Annotated in this window: 18 protein-coding genes and 3 pseudogenes; 16 read left to right on the top strand and 5 right to left on the bottom strand. The window is 47.7% G+C overall.

The window, feature by feature from the left end; genetic code table 11:
* Together AAC155_RS22870 and AAC155_RS22875 are read right to left on the bottom strand one after the other, a co-directional pair.
* Positions 1-135 (bottom strand): annotated as a pseudogene (locus AAC155_RS22870) (transposase family protein); the annotation flags it as partial.
* A gap of 77 nt (positions 136-212) precedes the next feature.
* Positions 213-368: pseudogene (locus AAC155_RS22875) on the bottom strand (transposase family protein); the annotation flags it as partial.
* Positions 369-869: 501 nt separating this feature from the next.
* Here AAC155_RS22875 and AAC155_RS22880 point away from each other — a divergent pair.
* The 14 genes and pseudogenes from AAC155_RS22880 (at position 870) to AAC155_RS22945 (ending at position 13339) form a co-directional block, all read left to right on the top strand.
* Positions 870-1196: an integrative conjugative element protein, RAQPRD family gene (locus AAC155_RS22880; protein WP_228939707.1), complete on the top strand. Its 327-nt coding sequence runs from the start codon at positions 870-872 to the stop codon at positions 1194-1196.
* Entirely contained in the window at positions 1193-1429 is a 237-nt protein-coding gene (locus AAC155_RS22885) for a TIGR03758 family integrating conjugative element protein (protein WP_113044259.1), read from the top strand. Before AAC155_RS22880 ends, AAC155_RS22885 begins: the two co-directional genes overlap by 4 nt.
* 41 nt (positions 1430-1470) lie before the next feature.
* Entirely contained in the window at positions 1471-1857 is a 387-nt protein-coding gene (locus AAC155_RS22890; RefSeq protein ID WP_229015710.1) for a TIGR03745 family integrating conjugative element membrane protein, read from the top strand.
* An 18-nt stretch (positions 1858-1875) separates the two neighbouring features.
* Positions 1876-2253, top strand: coding sequence for a TIGR03750 family conjugal transfer protein (locus AAC155_RS22895; protein WP_065389845.1), 378 nt, complete (start codon positions 1876-1878; stop codon positions 2251-2253).
* Positions 2250-2906 carry a PFL_4703 family integrating conjugative element protein gene (locus tag AAC155_RS22900; protein ID WP_113044260.1) on the top strand — a complete coding sequence of 219 codons (657 nt, stop codon included), beginning with the start codon at positions 2250-2252 and terminating at the stop codon, positions 2904-2906. Before AAC155_RS22895 ends, AAC155_RS22900 begins: the two co-directional genes overlap by 4 nt.
* A 59-nt stretch (positions 2907-2965) precedes the next feature.
* Positions 2966-3826, top strand: a complete 861-nt coding sequence (locus AAC155_RS22905) for a TIGR03749 family integrating conjugative element protein (protein WP_229015713.1) — start codon at positions 2966-2968, stop codon at positions 3824-3826.
* Complete coding sequence (locus AAC155_RS22910) at positions 3816-5294, top strand: TIGR03752 family integrating conjugative element protein (RefSeq protein ID WP_113044262.1); 1479 nt, start codon at positions 3816-3818, stop codon at positions 5292-5294. The genes AAC155_RS22905 and AAC155_RS22910 overlap by 11 nt, the downstream gene beginning before the upstream one ends.
* Positions 5295-5319: 25 nt before the next feature.
* Positions 5320-5739: a TIGR03751 family conjugal transfer lipoprotein gene (locus AAC155_RS22915; protein ID WP_113044273.1), complete on the top strand. Its 420-nt coding sequence runs from the start codon at positions 5320-5322 to the stop codon at positions 5737-5739.
* Positions 5739-8618 carry a conjugative transfer ATPase gene (locus AAC155_RS22920; protein WP_223121503.1) on the top strand — a complete coding sequence of 960 codons (2880 nt, stop codon included), beginning with the start codon at positions 5739-5741 and terminating at the stop codon, positions 8616-8618. Before AAC155_RS22915 ends, AAC155_RS22920 begins: the two co-directional genes overlap by 1 nt.
* On the top strand, positions 8615-9025 hold the full coding sequence (locus tag AAC155_RS22925; RefSeq protein ID WP_113044264.1) for a TIGR03757 family integrating conjugative element protein: 411 nt from the start codon (positions 8615-8617) through the stop codon (positions 9023-9025). The genes AAC155_RS22920 and AAC155_RS22925 overlap by 4 nt, the downstream gene beginning before the upstream one ends.
* Positions 9022-10020, top strand: a pseudogene (locus AAC155_RS22930) (TIGR03756 family integrating conjugative element protein). Before AAC155_RS22925 ends, AAC155_RS22930 begins: the two are co-directional and overlap by 4 nt.
* 60 nt (positions 10021-10080) lie before the next feature.
* A complete protein-coding gene (locus AAC155_RS22935) occupies positions 10081-11463 on the top strand; it encodes an integrating conjugative element protein (protein ID WP_229015711.1) in 1383 nt (460 codons plus the stop codon).
* A 2-nt stretch (positions 11464-11465) separates the two neighbouring features.
* Complete coding sequence (locus AAC155_RS22940; RefSeq protein ID WP_113044266.1) at positions 11466-11837, top strand: hypothetical protein; 372 nt, start codon at positions 11466-11468, stop codon at positions 11835-11837.
* Positions 11834-13339: a conjugal transfer protein TraG N-terminal domain-containing protein gene (locus tag AAC155_RS22945; RefSeq protein WP_113044267.1), complete on the top strand. Its 1506-nt coding sequence runs from the start codon at positions 11834-11836 to the stop codon at positions 13337-13339. Before AAC155_RS22940 ends, AAC155_RS22945 begins: the two co-directional genes overlap by 4 nt.
* Before the next feature lie 52 nt (positions 13340-13391).
* On the opposite strand, the gene AAC155_RS22950 is transcribed toward AAC155_RS22945, so the two are convergent.
* Both AAC155_RS22950 and AAC155_RS22955 read right to left on the bottom strand, forming a co-directional pair.
* Entirely contained in the window at positions 13392-13787 is a 396-nt protein-coding gene (locus AAC155_RS22950; RefSeq protein ID WP_113044268.1) for a hypothetical protein, read from the bottom strand.
* 544 nt (positions 13788-14331) lie between these two features.
* On the bottom strand, positions 14332-15285 hold the full coding sequence (locus AAC155_RS22955) for an Abi family protein (protein WP_113044269.1): 954 nt from the start codon (positions 15283-15285) through the stop codon (positions 14332-14334).
* Between the two features lie 167 nt (positions 15286-15452).
* On the opposite strand from AAC155_RS22955, the gene AAC155_RS22960 reads away from it, so the two are divergent.
* On the top strand, positions 15453-15584 hold the full coding sequence (locus tag AAC155_RS22960) for a hypothetical protein (protein WP_262405196.1): 132 nt from the start codon (positions 15453-15455) through the stop codon (positions 15582-15584).
* 212 nt (positions 15585-15796) lie between these two features.
* Positions 15797-15943: a hypothetical protein gene (locus AAC155_RS22965; protein ID WP_158536626.1), complete on the top strand. Its 147-nt coding sequence runs from the start codon at positions 15797-15799 to the stop codon at positions 15941-15943.
* A 256-nt stretch (positions 15944-16199) separates the two neighbouring features.
* Here the strand turns inward: AAC155_RS22965 and AAC155_RS22970 are convergent, their stop codons facing one another.
* Positions 16200-16778, bottom strand: a complete 579-nt coding sequence (locus AAC155_RS22970; protein ID WP_113044270.1) for a helix-turn-helix domain-containing protein — start codon at positions 16776-16778, stop codon at positions 16200-16202.
* Between the last annotated feature and the right edge of the window lie 283 nt (positions 16779-17061).

A 17061-nucleotide genomic window follows, 5' to 3' on the forward strand; every position in this document is an offset into this window, starting at 1 on the left:
CCAACCTTCAGCGCCAGCGAGAATGGCGCTGATGACAAGAAAAATAACATCAATCAGCTCGTATTGACGATTGATGTCAGAACGAGTTTCTTTCACAACGGTTAAATGTTCAATCAGGGTCTGGTTCGGATTCATGGGCGAGTATTAAAAAGAAAAATAAGGAGAATGAGATCATATAATTACGGTTCATTCAAGGGGGGGGTAAAAAAGTATGCTCGCGCCCTGCCAAATTCCTGAATCGATTTCCAGCCAGAAGCGCCGCATAATACAGCGGAGAAGGCTAAAAAAATCACATCCATTAGCTCATGTTTTTTATTGATGTCAGAACGGGGGTCTTCTATCTTGCTGATAAAATTAAAAATACTCATTATTAGGATCGCTTTTTTATGGAAGAGAGAGATCTTAACGTTTTAATGAGAGAAATGCCTATAAAAAGTCATATTCTGATTTTTATTTAACCAAAATAACCTTATTAAAAATGTGAGATCTCACCCTGATTGGTTTGATGAGTGTTAAATAATTCCTCTAATTTAATATCGACTAATAGTACCTCTAATACACCATTTAATTACAGTTTTTGATGTCGGATTGTACTTATTAGTCGAATCCGCCTACAGAAAATATTATCTATAAAGTTTGAATAAACGAACGCTTAATGATCTGTTATACCACTTAACTCCTTTGTTGTATTAGAAAGCATCAATTATCAATTCTATTATCTTATCAACCAGATGAGAGGGAGATAGTTTTATACCCTAAGTTCAGATATTCAAAATTTTTAAAATCAGATAAACAATTATTCACTGTAATCGTTACTCTTTTTCGTCACTCTGTTGATGTATATATCTACGCAGATTTAGGGTAATGCTATGGTTTATTTCCGTTTATTTTCCCATAGTCTTTTTGTCCTGACGATACTAATGAGTTGGCCTGTGCTGGCTGGGGAAAAAGATGAGCTGGCCACCACACTCAAACAGCTTGACCAGGTGCAGGCCAGTTTGGAGCGTGCCCGGGTTTTGGCCGTTCAGGAGGGGCAGGCAGACCGTTTTTATTTTGATTATCTACGTGCTAACCGGGACCTCAATATTGTCCGTGAAGGCATTAACCGCTATCTGACCCCCTCCCGCGCCCAACCCGGGATTTCTGCGGCTGCGCTGGATGTGACCGGTCAGTATCGTCAGGAGCGAATACGGTGAATGAGGTACAACGCAATGCATTCAGGGCGGCTTCCGGCAATCTCGATCCCCATATGATGCAATTTCTCTGTATCGGTTTACTGATAGCGGTGCTGTTTCTCTGGGCCGCATGGGGCATGGTAGACGTCTGGCAGGGCTGGGCCAATGAAAAGGTCCGTGAAGCGGCGATGAACCGTTTTGTCATTCGTGTGGCGTTGTTGCTGGTGATGGTTATCTGGATGTTTGCCAGCTAATCGGTTTTTTTTAACCTGTAATGGAAAAAAGGGAAAATGAAATGGATCTGTTAAACCGGGGATGTCAGTCACTGTTCCGCCTGTTTGTCCGTATCAATACCTGTGCAGTGTCACTCAGTGTGCTGGCTTATCTGGTTTGTCAACCCGTGACAGCGGCATTGCCAACGGTTGAACCGCCTTCCAGCGGGAGTGGCGGTGGTATTTTTAATACCGTCAAAGGTTACTTGCAGGACGGCATTGTGATAGGCGGGCTGGTCGTTGCCGCGATCGCGTTTATCAATGTGGCGACTGCGGCAATCCATACGTTTTCTGAAGTTCGCAGTGACAGAGCCTCCTGGACTAAATTTGGCGCGATTGTGGTGGTTGGCGTGGTGCTGTTAGTGGCGGTTATCTGGCTACTGGGCAAATCAACGTCCATTCTCTTTTAACCCCAGGGAAGCGTCAGTATGGTTCAGACTATTCGTTTTTTACCTGACCGTCTTAACGCCGAACCTGTCGTGTTCCGGGGATTTACTACCCCAGAGCTGGGCTGGACGGCATTAACGGGACTGATAGCTGGCATGGTCATTGGCTTGTTACTGGCACCGGTAACGGGTTGGGTGATGATACCGACGGTGGCCCTGATTGCGCCGTTATTATTGATTGCCTTTGGCGGCAAATACCTGGCCCGGATGAAACGCGGTAAACCGGCGCATTATCTCTATCGACGGCTGGAGGTTAAAAAGCGGGGCTGGGGTCTGGGTGACCCGTCACTGATTATCACATCACAACGCTGGTCGTTGCGCCGCCATCACCGGGTAATGGCCCGAATGGGGCGGTTATGAGCCGTTTTCGTCATGCGATTCAAAACCGGGACCAGCATATCCTGACGTTACGCTCTGCCTGTGGTGTGCTGGTTTTGTTGTTGTTACTGAGTCTGAGTGGCTGGATGATGGTGCCGAGAGCGTTAACCATTTATACGCCGCCGGATGTCCGTAGTGGTAGTACCCGCCCGTGGTGGCAAGTGCCAGTCTCCCAGGTCTATGCCTTTGGCTTTTATATTTTTCAGCAACTGAATGCCTGGCCGAAAGACGGGGAAGTCGATTATCCAGCGAAAATAGCGGCGCTTTCTCCTTATCTGCCCCCCTCCTGTCAGGCATTTCTGGAACAGGATGCTCAAAATCGGTCACAAGTGGGTGAGCTAAAAGATCGCGTGCGGGTGGTATATGAAATTCCGGAACGGGGCTTTCGTGATAGCAATGTGACGGTGAGGGACCGGGATAACTGGGTTATCCGGTTAGATTTAGTCGCCGATGAATATTTTCACGCTGAGCCGGTCAAACGGGCACTGGTACGTTACTCAATTAAAGTCACCCGTTGGCAAGGGGATGCAGAACGTAACCCATTCGGTCTGGCGCTGGATTGTTATGACAGCACACCACAACGGTTGGAAGCAGCATCGCAGCCGGCACCGGCGAGAAAGGGGATATTCCAGTGAAAAAACAGGTACTCGTCGAGTTATTGGCATTGACCGCATTATTATTCGCTGGGCTGGTGATGGTTTCACCCGTTGAAGCCGTGGAGTTGATGAAGTGGGAGCGTATCCCGCTGCCGGTTGCCTTGCATGTTGGACAGGAGCGGGTGGTTTTTGTGGATAAAAATGTCCGGGTAGGTTTTCCGAGTGTGCTGAATGGAAAATTGCGGATACAAAGCACCGGTGGTGCAGTGTATCTGTATCCGAGTGAAACGTTTACCCAGACCCGACTGCAACTTCAGGATGTGGAAAGTGGTGAAGTGATTTTGCTGGATGTGACAGCCACAAATGGAAAAGGTCCCCTTGAGCCGGTTCGGGTGGTGTACCACGGGGACGTGATTACGTTGACGGACGACCATCAGATTCATCATGGTGCCAAAGGAGATAACACGTCAGCAACGTCTCCCTCTCTTGCCGGTGAACGTCAGGCCGCCCGGCGTCAAAAACCGTCCTATACGGCTCCGCTGCCGGTGGTCCTGACCCGTTATGCTGCGCAGAGTCTGTATGCGCCGTTGCGTACAGTAGAAGCTGTTCCCGGCATTCACCCGGTATCATTGGCGCTACCAACCCGATTGACCACATTGTATCCCTCTGCGCCGGTAATAGTCTCCCCGTTAGGGGGCTGGGGTGTGGATAACCTCACTGTGGTGGCGCTGAAAGTGCGTAATACCCACCGTGAGAACGTAGTGCTTGATCCACGCAGGTTGCAGGGGCAATTCATAGCAGCGACCTTTCAGCATCGTTGGTTGGGACCGTCAGGTACGCCAGAAGACACGACTACCGTCTATTTGGTGGTGAAAGGTCGGCCTGACCGTGCCTTTCTGCCTGAACCGGTGAGGTCAAAAACGCCCATGAAGCGACAAGGAAATCCCCATGCAAATTAAGTCAAACGGTCTGGTGAAGTGGGTCGTGCCTGCTTTTGTTATTGCAGGGCTGGCGGTGGGTATCAAGAGTTGTCGGCAATCAGAGACGCCTGTCAGCCAGACAGTGAGTCATCAGGCTTTGGCGGAACTGTCTTCCGGGGAGCTGCGGGCATTGGGGATTGAGGGAGATACCCCGGAAGACACGTTGCGTACCCTGATTGGAGCTTTGCGCAGTATCCGTGTTCAGCAGGCGGCGCTGGAAAAACAAAACGCACAATTACTGGCGGACAATGAGAAATGGCGAAATGGGAGTCAGCGCATGACTGACCAGATTAACCGGGTGGTAGCGGGTACCCGTGAGGAAACAGAAAAGCAACAGCAGGTATTGAAAGCGGAGCAGCAAACGCTGTTCAGCCGACTTGACCAGTTGACCCGTCAGTTAAGCAATAAGGGCTTGAATATAAACAACTCTCTGGTTGAGCATGATATTCCGCAGGGATTAGGATTGGACAATACTGGCCAAAATACGACTTCAGACGGAGACAGGCTGGTCTGGATTACCCCACAGGATGGGTTACCAGCTGACTCACAGGTTGCAATGAGCGGTCAGTCAGCGACTCCCCGTTTTCCCGTGTCATTTCTGGAAGACAATACATTGAGCCGTCAGAAAGTGGCATACGACGGTATGACTAAAAATCAGCGAGCCATTACCGAGGGTCATACAAACGAGGCTATCCGGCCCGTTTATACCCTGCCCGAGAATACGACGCTGGTCGGCAGCCAGGCGATGACGGCATTATTAGGCCGGGTACCGGTGAATGACAAAGTCACTGACCCGTATCCTTTTAAGATACTGATAGGTAAAGATAACCTGACTGCCAACGGCATTGAACTGCCGGACGTGGAAGGCGCGATTGTTTCGGGTACGGCTACCGGTGATTGGACCTTGTCTTGCGTACGCGGCAATGTCACCTCTTTAACCTTTGTCTTTGCAGACGGCACCGTCAGAACCGTACCGAAATCGGATAATCGCACCAATGGCAGCCATCATGTTCAGGATAATGATGGCAGCAGTATCGGCTGGTTGTCTGACGATAACGGTATTCCGTGTATCAGCGGGACACGAAAATCCAATGCAGCCAGTTACTTGTCAACCTTATTGGCTCTTTCTGGTGGTACAGCAGCCGGTGATGTGCTGTCACAGAGCCAGCTTACCACCCAGACTAACGGTTATGGCGGCGCGACGTCATCACTGACCGGGGATGGCGGTAAAGCGGTTTTGGGGCAAGCTGTTGCCGGAGGATTTAAAGCCGTGTCGGAATGGATCAAAGCCCGTTACGGCCAAACCTTTGATGCCGTCTACGTGCCGCCGGGAGCCAGCGTGGCGGTACATATTACCCAACAAATCCCCATTGATTACGACACACAGGGGCGCAAGGTGAAATACCCCTTTAGCCTGGAACAGGAGAACAGCGATGGGCTGGACTGAGAAAGTGAATATCTGTGGAGCCGGTATGTGCAGCGTCAGATTGAAATCAGGTTGTTGGGTTTGCCTGCTCGTAGTGACGACGCTCCTGACCGGTTGCAGCACGTCCAAAGAGGACATGTTGCCATCGGGAGACCAGACTATGCTGGCATTGTGGCAGGGAAAGGCCGCGTCGTCACAGATGACTCTGGAAGCCCGTCAAGTGCTGCGTCGGGGGATCAATGAACGGGAGCAGCAGATTTCGCCTGACTATGCTGAAAGTTATAGTCGTACACAGGAAAATGAAATCAGTCAAACCTTCCCACGGTTACCTAATCCGGACATGGTGATGTATCTCTTTCCCCATTTGGTGGCGGGAAATTCGCCGGTGCCGGGATACAGCACGGTGTTTTCGTTTTACAGTCAGGTGCAGTATGCCCTGCCGGGTGAGCGGACGGTGGCATTGTGATGTGGGCGTGGTTGAATAAAGTTCGCTCGCGTAAAGCGGACAACCACTCGGCATCCCTGAGTGAACCGGCGGTCATATTATCGCCTTCTGTCGGAGTGGCCGGGCGTGAACCTATAAAGCGGCCCGGCAAAATGACGCACGCTGATGAAGTGGCATTGTATAACTCTTCACCGTCTATCATTGATTATTTGCCCTGGGCAGAATACCTGGACGAGGAAAAGTGTCTGTTGTTGGATGACGGTCTGTCAGTCGGGGCGGTTTATACCGTCTCGCCGGTCCCGACAGAAGGACGCCCTGCTGCCCGTCTGGAAGAGATCCGTGACCAGGTGGAGGATACGTTGCAGGACAGTCTGGAGGAAGAAGATATTTCTCCCTGGGTGGTGCAGTTTTTTTGTCAGGATGAAGATGACTCGTCGTCATCGCTGACGCAGCTTCGTCAATATATCAAGCCCTGGGCACAGGGCACAGCCTTTACCGAAACGTGGCTGGCTGAGACTGAACGTCATCTGCGAGGCATTGCCCGGCCTGAAGGTCTGTTTAACGACACATTGGTCATCGGTCAACCTTGGAGAGGGCAGCAACGCCGTACCCGAATGGTCGTTTATCGCTGGGTCCCGGCAGGCCAGAAAGATGCTCTGTCGCCAGCAGCGTTGCTTAATCAGGTCTGTAACCGACTGACGGCCTCGCTGGCCAGCGCCAGCATTTTGTGTGAGCGACAAAATGGTGAACAGGTTCATCACTGGTTACTGCGGTTGTTCAATCCTGGTCCAGATTGGATAGATAAAACGACGTTGTATCAGGCGGCTAGTTATGCGACCCCACAGGCTGGTGAGTGGAAGCCAGATAATGATTTCACCGAAACCTTGTGGTTTACCCCGCCGCGTTCTGACGTGAAAAACGGTATATGGTGGTTTGATAATATTGCTCACCGAGCGGTACCGGTTGAACGGCTGCGTCGTCCACCAGAGCCGGGAACGCTGACCGGTGAAATGGTCAGAGGGGAGAATATCAATGCACTGATGGACTTATTACCCTCAGGTACCCTTGTTTCACTGACCGTTGTCATACAGGCACAGGATACACTGGAACGGGATTTTGACCGGTTGTCAAAAAATGCAGTGGGAGAAAATACTGAATCAGGGCGAGTACGCGCAGACGTAAAAGCCGTTAAGGCTCATCTGGGGCTGAGACATAAACTGTGCCGTTCTGCATTGACCTTTCTGTTACAGGGGGCTGATGTTGACGATTTGAACCGTCGGCATCAGCAACTGGCCGCAACCCTGTTGGTCTCGGGGTTGCAGCCGGTCAAACCCGAATGTGACGTAGCGCCGTTGAACGGCTATCTGCGTGCCTTACCGATGTGTTTTAACCCGCAACGAGATAAGCATCACTGGTATACCCGGTTGACTTGGGTGCAGCATGTGGCCGGGTTGTTGCCAGTGACAGGGCGGGCAACTGGCACGGGTAACCCGGGTCTTAGCTTTTTTAACCGGGGCGGCGATGTGCTGACCTTTGATCCGCAAAATAAACATGACCGCACCCAGAATGCCCATCTGTTGCTGTTCGGGCCGACCGGTGCGGGGAAGTCGGCTACGCTTTGTGCGAGCCTGTCGCAGTTGATAGCGGTGCACCGTCCCCGATTATTTGTGGCGGAAGCGGGCAACAGTTTTGGGTTGTTTGCTGATTACTGTCAACGTCTGGGGCTGAGTGTCAACAAAATCAGCATTAAACCGGGCTGTGGTGTCAGTCTGGCGCTGTTTGCTGATGCTCACCAATTGCTTCAAATGGCATCTTCTCAGCTGGATTTGGCGGGTGAAAAGTCGGCAGAGGCAATTGAAGACGACGGGGACGATGAGCAACGCGATATTCTGGGTGAAATGGAAATTGCGGCCCGCATGATGATCACCGGCGGGGAGAAAAAAGAGGAAGAACGTCTGACGTGGGCGGATCGGGGCATGATCCGTGAAGCTATCATGATGGCGGCAAAAGCGAGTGCTGACGATGGCCGACAGATGATAGCGGAAGATCTGCAAAAGGCATTGTCTGTGATTGCCCGGGACAGCCGACGGGATGAACAGGGGCGATCATTGCGTACCGAACAGCGTCGTGCCCGTGCCGAAGAGATGGCGGGGGCGATGTCAATGTTCACCAGTGGTTTTGAGGGGGAATTGTTTAATCGTCCGGGAACCCCTTGGCCTGAAGCCGATGTGACGCTGATTGACCTCGGTACGTTGGCGCGTGAAGGGTATGGTGCTCAGATGTCGCTGGCGATGGTGTCTCTGGTCAATACCATCAACAATATGGCGGAGCGTGACCAGTTTGAGGACCGGGAAATTAATTTTGTGGTGGATGAGGCGCATATACTGACCACTAATCCGCTGTTGTCGCCCTATATGACCAAAGTGGTCAAGATGTGGCGAAAACTGGGCGCCTGGTTGTGGCTGGCTACTCAGAATTTGGCGGACTATCCGGATAGTGCGGAGAAAATGCTGAATATGGCGGAGTGGTGGTTGTGTCTGACAATGCCGCCGGATGAAGTCGAACAGATAGCGCGTTTTAAGAAGCTGTCTGAAGAACAAAAATCGGTGTTGCTGTCAGCCAGCAAACTCCCGGGCTGTTACACCGAAGGCGTGGTGTTGTCGAAAAAAGTGGAGGCGTTGTTTCGGGTGGTGCCGCCCAGTGTCTATCTGGCGCTGGGTATGACGGAGAAAGAGGAAAAGGCAGAGCGCAGGGCGATTATGAAAGCGCTTCATTGCAGTGAATTGGATGCCGCCTTTGTTGTGGCGCGCAGGCTGGACCGTGCCCGTGGTCTGATATCCGGGGAAGTGGCAAATGTGCGTGATGAAGATCTCTTATCCATGCAGGAGTGTAGGCTATGAATATCAGGGTATTCTGGACGCTTTTGCCGCTGTTAATGCCAGTATCCGTGTTTGCCAGCACAGTGATCTATACCGACACAAGCCATCCACCGCGCAATGCGGATCAACGTGTCCGGGTTGTGTACCTTGATGAGGCCGAACAGCTGCAAGCACAACTGTTCGGTCAGTTATCGGCTGATCCTCAACAGGCAGCCAAACAGGCCCGTCAGATTTTGCAGTCTTCATCGTGGCATCAACAGGGACAACATATCAGTCAGGCTTACCAGGGGTTACTGGATGCCTGGACTCTGGGCCTTAAGAAGTTCCCGGCAGTGGTTTTTGATGATGATTCTGTTGTGTACGGTACGACAGACGTCAGACAGGCCCGGTTACTTTGGGATACCTATCAGCGGGAAAAACAGCCATGAAGTCTCCGAATTTACTGTCATTAGCATGGAATTCCCGGCTGAAAAAGTTCGGCATAGTCCTGCTGCTAACGGTTGTTCTGGCGCCCGTGGCCGTTGCCAGTGTGAATACGGCCCAGATTGTGGCCAGTGCCGCGTCGGTATCGTGCATCAGTTGGCGGATAAAAGGTCTCTGTTACTGGCTGCTGTGTTCTCCCTGGGGGTGCAAAGTGCGTACCTCGATAAAAGTTGAGCATTTTACTCCTCAGGCCGTGGTCTCCGTCTATAACGCGCCTGGCGGTAATCCCTGGAGAGAAATGTCTCTGGTCAGCCAGACTGTTGACGGCGTGTAAAATGCCGTAACGAGAGCACTTTCCGGGATAGCCGTGGGGGGCGGTAATCATCAGCTGAAAATCCCAGGCAACCGGAAAAACAATCTGCATTTTAAATATGCCGATGCGATTGGGCATCCGGCAACTGCCATGATGGGCGGAAAAATTTCGGGGTATGCGTGTAAAAGTGCCGCCACGCCTTTTATGCCTTACTTTTTGAGTACTCTGGACAGCTTGGTTTGGCGGTCCGGTGTGCCAGAGTCGTTTTATCCCGAGGCGCTTATTCCTGGTAAACGTGAGCTGGGGGATTCGTTTCGGGGCAATATGTGGGGCAATATTTATCCGCGAAGCGGGTTTGTGACACAACAGGATGATAATAAAGCGGCTGCGGTAGTAGCGCAACGGGTAGCAGACATTATCACCCGTACTGGGCAGGGGCATGTTTATCAACCCCTGCAAGGGAACCGTAAACAGGGTTACTGGCCACCCGGCAAAGTAGTTGAGAATACGGGTAGCCAAAATCATCAATGGCAACGTTTAGCGCCGAAAATGAGCCCATCTTGTGCTGTTTTTCCGGATAACAGCGGGGAAGCGGCAAAGGACGGGAATTATGTCTTTGCATTGTGGCAACCCTACAGTTGTTGTCAGCGGCGTGGACAGACTTTTCTTTACAGTACCGATTTTTGAGACTGGGATCATGGGATGAGACAACGATTATTTTTGCCTGTATTGATAGCACTGGCGTTTATGACTGTTCCTGTTGTTCAGGCGGCAGGTTTTGCCATTGCGGACAGCCCGATAGGTTACGGGAAAAGCCTGAATGGGGCGGTATCGGATAAGCTGTTTTACAACATAGGTGGCGGATCAGTGATATCGCAGCCGGCGACCCGCAGTCATCTGCAACATCTGGGCGGATTAAACCTCGGTTGGAGCAGTGACCTGATGTGCGGTAACTTTGATTTGAAAACGACGGTAGGGAATCAGCTTAATGGCCTGACTTCGGGGTTTAAAAACCTGATGGGGGAAGTGATACAAGGGGCTACTGGGGCCGTAGCCAGTTTACCCGCAATGGTTATTCAGCGGGCTAATCCCGGATTATATGAAATGCTGACCAACGGGGTGTTACAGGCAGGTATTGCGTTCGACAAATCACAACTGAGTTGCCAGAACATGTCACAGCGTATGATGGATTTCTCGGATAGCAGTAAATGGACTAAAGCGGCGTTGATGGAGGAATATAAAACGTTGGTGAATACCGGTAATGGTGACGCGGTTGGCACGACACAAAAAATGGAGGTTGCGGACGGTACACAAGGTTCAAATTGGATTGGGGGTGAAAAACGGGGAGGAAAAGGGCAGAAAGCCATTCAGCCCATCCGGGATCTGGCAAAAGCCGGCTTCAATATGATGAACAACCTGCCGGCGAATAGCTATGCCAATGTCAACCACACGCAATGTAATGGCGCTGCTTGCCAGAAATTCAAGAACAGTGAAGAAGCCGCCGCTGCAGTCGTCAGGGTGTTAGGTGATCGTTCGGTTCGTACCTGTACTGACAGTCGTCAGTGTACCAGTGGGGGTACCGAAGACCAGCCGGGTGCAAGTGTCGCTGGGACGGGGTTTGCACCGATGCTGGAAGAGGCGACCAGGACCAACATTGAGCAATTGATGAAACTGGTCAGCGGGGAAAATGCGCCTACCATAGTCAATCTGGCAAAACTCAAAACAGGTAGCCTGATGGTGACTCGCGGGGTTATCCAGGCTCTGAAACGTGATCCGGACAGTGGGGCTTTGGTGAGTCGGTTGGCCAGTGAGTTGGCGATGGCCGACACCGTTGAGACTGCGCTCACTATGCGACGAATGTTGATGACCGGCCAGGCAGAACCGAATGCCGCCGCTCAGGCGCAGGCTATGGCAGAGAGTGATCGTCGCATTGCGACACTGGACAGAGAAATTACTGCCCTGAAGAATGAAATGGAGTTGCGCCGGGCGATTGCACAAAATACCGCACTGACCACGCTTGAGCGTGAACAAAATCGAGTTGAAATGAATCTGCAACGGCAATCCACCGATAATACCGACAGTCGTATTCACACCTTGTCCGTGCCGCCGAAAGGGCGTGAAGGACAATAATGATGTCTGAGCAAAGTAAAATCCGGGTACCTACTGGCACTAAACAGAGGTTGATAATGGGACTGAAACGACATTTCAGACGGGGGTTAATCGTCACGTTGATGATGGGGGGCATGTTACTTGTTGCCGCAGCTGGCTTGGCGTATCCGTCTCAGTTCAATACCTTACAACATTGGATGTACACGACCCGTTACGGCTGGCTGGCCTGGCGATTGGCCATGTACAGTGTGATTGCCTGTTTCATGTGGCAGCTTTGGCGATCCCCATTGCCGTTAACACAGAAAGCGGCTCTGAAACGGATTGCACTCATTTCGCTGGGATTTGTGGGATGTTGTGAGTATGTCATGTTCTTCGTCTCCGGAGAGCAGTCATGACAACTTACAGCTATCTGGAATATTTTCTGACCCTGCTGGGCTGGATAGTGAATAACGGTTTGTGGAATGTGCTGTTGGCCACCGGGTTATTTGTGCTGCCGCTGACATTCAAAATGATAGGTATCTGGCTGAAAGTTCGGGAAGAAGGGGAGGATGAAGGAAATAAGGGCATGCTCTCAGTGACCCGGATTGAAAACACCCTGTATGGCGCTTTTCTGGTGATGATTGTTTGCTGTGTGCCGTTGGTCAATGTGAGTCTGAGTACCATTACGTATGATGACTCGCGGGCAAAAAGTTGCGGCACTTGGACACCGAAACCGGCTGAAACGGGTTATGCGTCCGTGATATCGTCGCTTGATGGTAAAACAGCGGCGGCTCCGGTTTGGTGGATACTGGTTCATCAGATTTCTAAAGGCGTCACTCAGGCTGCAATAGCTTCTATGCCCTGCCGTCCCGACCTGAGGCAACTGCGTTTTGAGGTCCAGCATACGCGAATTAATAATCCGGCTCTGGCTCAAATATTACAGGATTTCACCCATGACTGTTATGCGCTAGCAGTGTATCAGTGGAAACGTCGGGACGAAGGAAGAACCCGGGATGAAGCGGTATTACGGGATATTGAATGGTTAGGGTCAAAAACGTTTCTGAATAGTGCGGGTTATTATGATGTGCTTCAGTCAAAAACGCCTCGTTCGGATTTTCCCTGGAAACCGCATCGTGATGACGGTTTGGCTAATACGGGTCAGGGGGGATATCCGACCTGCAAAGAATGGTGGTCAGACAGTCAAGTAGGATTGGAAAAACGAGTGATGGCTCAGGTTGAGCCAGGCATGTGGTTTCGGTTATCGGCAGCATTGAAACTGATGGGCAAAGATACGTCAGAGTACAAAGAAGCGGTGATACGGCGTCTGGTGAGTCCGGCAAGCCTGACCGCATCTCAGGGGGGATATGTCTATGCAGGTTACGGGTGTAACGCGGATTTTACTCTGATGAATTCGGTGGGCCGGATAGCCTCATTGGGTGGGATGTCGCTGGGAAGCTTGGCGGCATTTCCGGCGTTTGATGCAATGCGCCAGGCATTACCAATGGTACAGGCTGTTATACTGATGGCGGTGACTATCATATTGCCCCTGATTATCGTATTTGCTGTCTACGAATATAAAACGGTCGTTACGCTGACTTTTATTGTGTTTGCGCTGAATTTTTTGACCTTCTGGTGGGAATTGGCACGCTGGTTGGACAGCGGGTTACTGGAGGCTTTGTACGGTTCGGATACGCATAGCCGCTGGAATATGGCCGGTTTTCAGAATAGCACAGACGATATCATTATGAGTTTTGTGATGGGGACGATGTTTATTGTGCTGCCGGCATTGTGGATGAGTGCTTTATCTTGGGCTGGAGTTAAAGTTGGTGGAGTAATAGAAAATGCAGGCAGCACAGCAACTAAGGATAGCAAGGCGGCTGGCAGTCAATTAGGTTCTAAGATATCTGGAAAGCTTTAATTGTTACTTAGTATAGCCTGATATGGATGACTGGATAGGGTTACACTTTATCTCAACAGTCATCCGATTCCCATGAATGTCTTTTATAAGTGTCTTTATCCCAATCTTGTTCCCATGAAAAACGTTCATAAGCAGCTTTTTGCTCACTTATATTTGAATTTTTTTTATTCCACATGTTTTGAGAAATTCCTAGTAATAATACAAAGGCCAGTATCACCATTATAGCTATAGCCAATGATCCAAATAGTAATGCAATAACTGAGCTGCCAACAAATAGATAAACTGGTAAATGTCCTATCCAATTGGGGAGATTGTATTTGTGGGCTTTGGTAACACAATGTGCATCCCAAGTACGTAAACGCTGGCGTAAATTACGATAAATCCTGGCAGCTTTTGCTCCCCGAATCTGAGCGCGCATTGTACGTTGTATGTCATTATGGTTAGTCATTGGGTAGTCTCTTGTTGAAACAATGTTCAGATAAATAATATGATTATTTTCTGGTTAGGTTAGCTAAAAGTCTGAGCGGCGTCTATGGTGTGAATTGTAAAACGAGTTGTGTGTTATGCACATTTGCACGGCTGATAAAGTTCATTCACCTGACCCCATCAAAGTGCCGGGTGAATGAAAGCAGTTGGTGAGCGGGGTTGGCGAACCAACATCAGCGGTGTAACTGTGTATAACGCTTATTTAACGAAAGATGGGTAGTCATATTTTTAATCATTATGACATATAAATAAAATTCCAAAATAGCGTTGCATCTTATACTACTCATAATTCTATGTATAACAATGGGTTGAAGAAACTCATGTGTAGCAGAATTATGAAACGTTATTTATAGGTACAAATTTTTTGGTTGGTAAGGTATGTGTAACTCAGCTTACCTTTTCGTTTGTCAAGTTAATATGGGATGTAAAGGATATTGTTTTAGTATTATTGGCAAATTTTAACCATGTATTAAGATATTTTTGCATCGCCAAAATATATGATAACTCTAAAGTTCCCAGAATGGATCTGTATTCCAGCTTTCTGGAAAACCAGCAGAATGTAACAGTGGTATTACTCTTGGGAATTCATGTGTTAAAGTGTGAATATCTTGGCCCACGTTTACGCCCAGTTTTAAGATTTTGCTTAAATGGTGAAGGGTTGCAAGAAAAACATAGATACGATTGTTATTAGTTGGAGGTATAGAAAGGTGTGGGATAATTTCTGCTGGGGCTCTTAAATTTGAATTCCAAAGACGATTATTATGTGCACATTTGTTTCTTACATCTCTTAATCCACTAATCCATCCAACCAGCGTTTCAAATTTTTTTACGCCAAATTCTTTGGCTAAATTGTTAAGGATGTTTTCTCGTTCTGATATTTGAAAACGACGTTTGTCCAAGCAATCGTAAATAACAAATATATTTCCCAATGTTGCTAATTCACCGATAATCCAAAAAGGGGGTAGGGATTTATAATTATCATTTTTCTCATTATAGTACTTTTCCTTATAATGAGTGGCATATTTTTCATTACAAGATGTAAATGAATTTGATAATTTTGAACGTAATAATTTTATTTTATTTGCTTTTTTATTAAAGAAGTTTTTATCGTCGAGATACCAAAATGGATCATCTGTATATTCTGATATAGTGTGATCTAGCCTACTACGAAATTTTATTTCGAGTCGAGAAATTATGCGAAATATGTAATTGCGTAATGATTCATCGAAACGATAAATATCAAGGCCGTTTTCAAAAAAAATGCCATCACGAAATTGCTTTTTTCCTTCTTCATCTTGATACATGAACTGGAATAGATAAATTTTAAAACGATAATAGCTGATAAATGATAATATGTGTTCGGCTAATGCTTTATCTTTGAAATTTAGCCCCTTTTCCTCTAAATCACTAATAAGGTCTATAGGTTTGCGATGCGACTTTGCGTAGGGGATATGAACCATGATTAAAATTCCATAAAAAAAGCCCGCTTACGTTCCCGGAGGAAGGTAGCGAGCGTTGTCGATACTTATGCTACCAGAGAAGAGAAAGATGTCAATAGCATATTGATGGTTTTTTGCCTTAACAGTAGGGTGTTTGACGCTATCTGTTTGTTGCTGTAGGATCCCTGTTGCTGATTGTGGCTATTGCTGCCAGCAACGTGCTAGGGTCACAGATGATGGAAATCATGCTGCTGATGCCGAAAGATATTTGGGGTAAACCCTTTGTGGAGAAATCAACAGGGGTTTTCTCGCTTTTTTAATTAAAAAGGCAAAAATTAGTATACGGAAATCCTATATACAGGCATTTGTTAGTACTATAATCAATCGTACATCTTTTTTGTCTCAACAGAAGGTATATTCATGAGACATGAGAAAGTTTTAAGTCATGTGGTTTCTCAGCATCGTGAACATCAGAAAAACACAGATTTTTGGTTTTTATAGCTGTAGTACTAAATGATGATAGGGGAAGGTTATGCAATCAAAACGCCGAATTTCTGAACTTAAGCAAATGTCCGTAAAAGAGCGCAAAATTGAAGGCATGCGTCGAGCTAAGGCTGCTTTTGATCTGGCTGAACGTACAGGTACGTTAACAAAGCGTCCTGTTATCGTTGAGTGCTGATTTATTCGTTAGATTGATAAAGCTTTGTCAATGACTTCCTTATTGAAGGATGGTGAGTTTTTAGGTTAGTTTGCCAAGTTCGTAATTACTCTTTGGGTGTTCTACCCAATTGATCCACACACTTAGTTCTCCGTGTTGCTTCTTAATGTGCTGCACATTTACTTAGTTATCCAGTTGGCTAAGTGAGAATTGAAAGGTATCGTCATTCTATACCTTGTGTTTACTCTACACTATTATGATCACTAATTGACGGTGTTTAATTTTTTTCTTGACTTATCAGTGTAGTAATGTAAAGCAAAATTTCTTTATCTGTTGATTCATTCCCAGCTAAAGCTATCTTTATTGCTTGTTTAAGAGTTTCTCTAATAGGCAATTCATTGATGGTATCTTCAATTGTAGATGTTTTGGTTTTAGGAGGTTCAGCAAGTATCCCTTCTATACCTTTGCGGTGAATTAGTCTTATTAATGCATCTACATCTTTATCTTCCAATGAATCTAAAATAGATTGCCATGCTGTGCTTCTTTCCGTTGAGCTTTTTAGTTGTTCATAAATGGTTGTGGTTTGATTGTGAGGTTGTAACTGATGATCACCAGTTGCAAGCCAATCTAGGGTGACACCTTCAATATCGCAGATTGATTGAGCTACATTGAGAGCAGGGATTGAGTCCCTTATGATGTAGTTATTCAGTGTTGAATACGATAATCCCCATTCTTTAGCTGCGGTTCTTACACTACGGCTGCCGATAAGATAAAGAAGTCTCTCCTTAAAGGTTTCTTTTTGGTCTTGTTCAAAAGAATCCATATTATGCTGTGCTTCCTTTCTCTTTTTAACCATATAACCACCTGAAAAAACAGATTTCCTGAAATTAATAAGTGAAATTATCTCAATTGAGTTAATATTTTCTTTTCAAGGTCTCAATTTAGATCTATACTATACTCTAGTACAAGTAATCCTATAAATAGGGGTAGCTTGCACTGGTAACCTTTTAGGGGGAACCTCTAAAAACTCTCAATACAAAAAATAAGATCAATTTTGCACTCACCAATAAATGACCTTATTGTGTATGACTTTTTCTTGCTTTTTCAGGGGAAAAAATAAACTCATCGCTTTTTCATCA

It is taken from the genome of Photorhabdus sp. HUG-39 (assembly GCF_963878365.1).
Taxonomy (GTDB): Bacteria; Pseudomonadota; Gammaproteobacteria; order Enterobacterales; family Enterobacteriaceae; genus Photorhabdus; species Photorhabdus kayaii.

Bases quoted from the DNA above. Each gene is read 5' to 3' on its own strand.
- AAC155_RS22880 (WP_228939707.1), top strand. From the start codon at position 870: ATGGTTTATTTCCGTTTATTTTCCCATAGTCTTTTTGTCCTGACGATA.
- AAC155_RS22890 (WP_229015710.1), top strand. From the start codon at position 1,471: ATGGATCTGTTAAACCGGGGATGTCAGTCACTGTTCCGCCTGTTTGTC.
- AAC155_RS22895 (WP_065389845.1), top strand. From the start codon at position 1,876: ATGGTTCAGACTATTCGTTTTTTACCTGACCGTCTTAACGCCGAACCT.
- AAC155_RS22900 (WP_113044260.1), top strand. From the start codon at position 2,250: ATGAGCCGTTTTCGTCATGCGATTCAAAACCGGGACCAGCATATCCTG.
- AAC155_RS22905 (WP_229015713.1), top strand. From the start codon at position 2,966: ATGGTTTCACCCGTTGAAGCCGTGGAGTTGATGAAGTGGGAGCGTATC.
- AAC155_RS22910 (WP_113044262.1), top strand. From the start codon at position 3,816: ATGCAAATTAAGTCAAACGGTCTGGTGAAGTGGGTCGTGCCTGCTTTT.
- AAC155_RS22915 (WP_113044273.1), top strand. From the start codon at position 5,320: ATGTGCAGCGTCAGATTGAAATCAGGTTGTTGGGTTTGCCTGCTCGTA.
- AAC155_RS22920 (WP_223121503.1), top strand. From the start codon at position 5,739: ATGTGGGCGTGGTTGAATAAAGTTCGCTCGCGTAAAGCGGACAACCAC.
- AAC155_RS22925 (WP_113044264.1), top strand. From the start codon at position 8,615: ATGAATATCAGGGTATTCTGGACGCTTTTGCCGCTGTTAATGCCAGTA.
- AAC155_RS22935 (WP_229015711.1), top strand. From the start codon at position 10,081: ATGACTGTTCCTGTTGTTCAGGCGGCAGGTTTTGCCATTGCGGACAGC.
- AAC155_RS22940 (WP_113044266.1), top strand. From the start codon at position 11,466: ATGTCTGAGCAAAGTAAAATCCGGGTACCTACTGGCACTAAACAGAGG.
- AAC155_RS22945 (WP_113044267.1), top strand. From the start codon at position 11,834: ATGACAACTTACAGCTATCTGGAATATTTTCTGACCCTGCTGGGCTGG.
- AAC155_RS22950 (WP_113044268.1), bottom strand. From the start codon at position 13,787: ATGACTAACCATAATGACATACAACGTACAATGCGCGCTCAGATTCGG.
- AAC155_RS22955 (WP_113044269.1), bottom strand. From the start codon at position 15,285: ATGGTTCATATCCCCTACGCAAAGTCGCATCGCAAACCTATAGACCTT.
- AAC155_RS22965 (WP_158536626.1), top strand. From the start codon at position 15,797: ATGCAATCAAAACGCCGAATTTCTGAACTTAAGCAAATGTCCGTAAAA.
- AAC155_RS22970 (WP_113044270.1), bottom strand. From the start codon at position 16,778: ATGGTTAAAAAGAGAAAGGAAGCACAGCATAATATGGATTCTTTTGAA.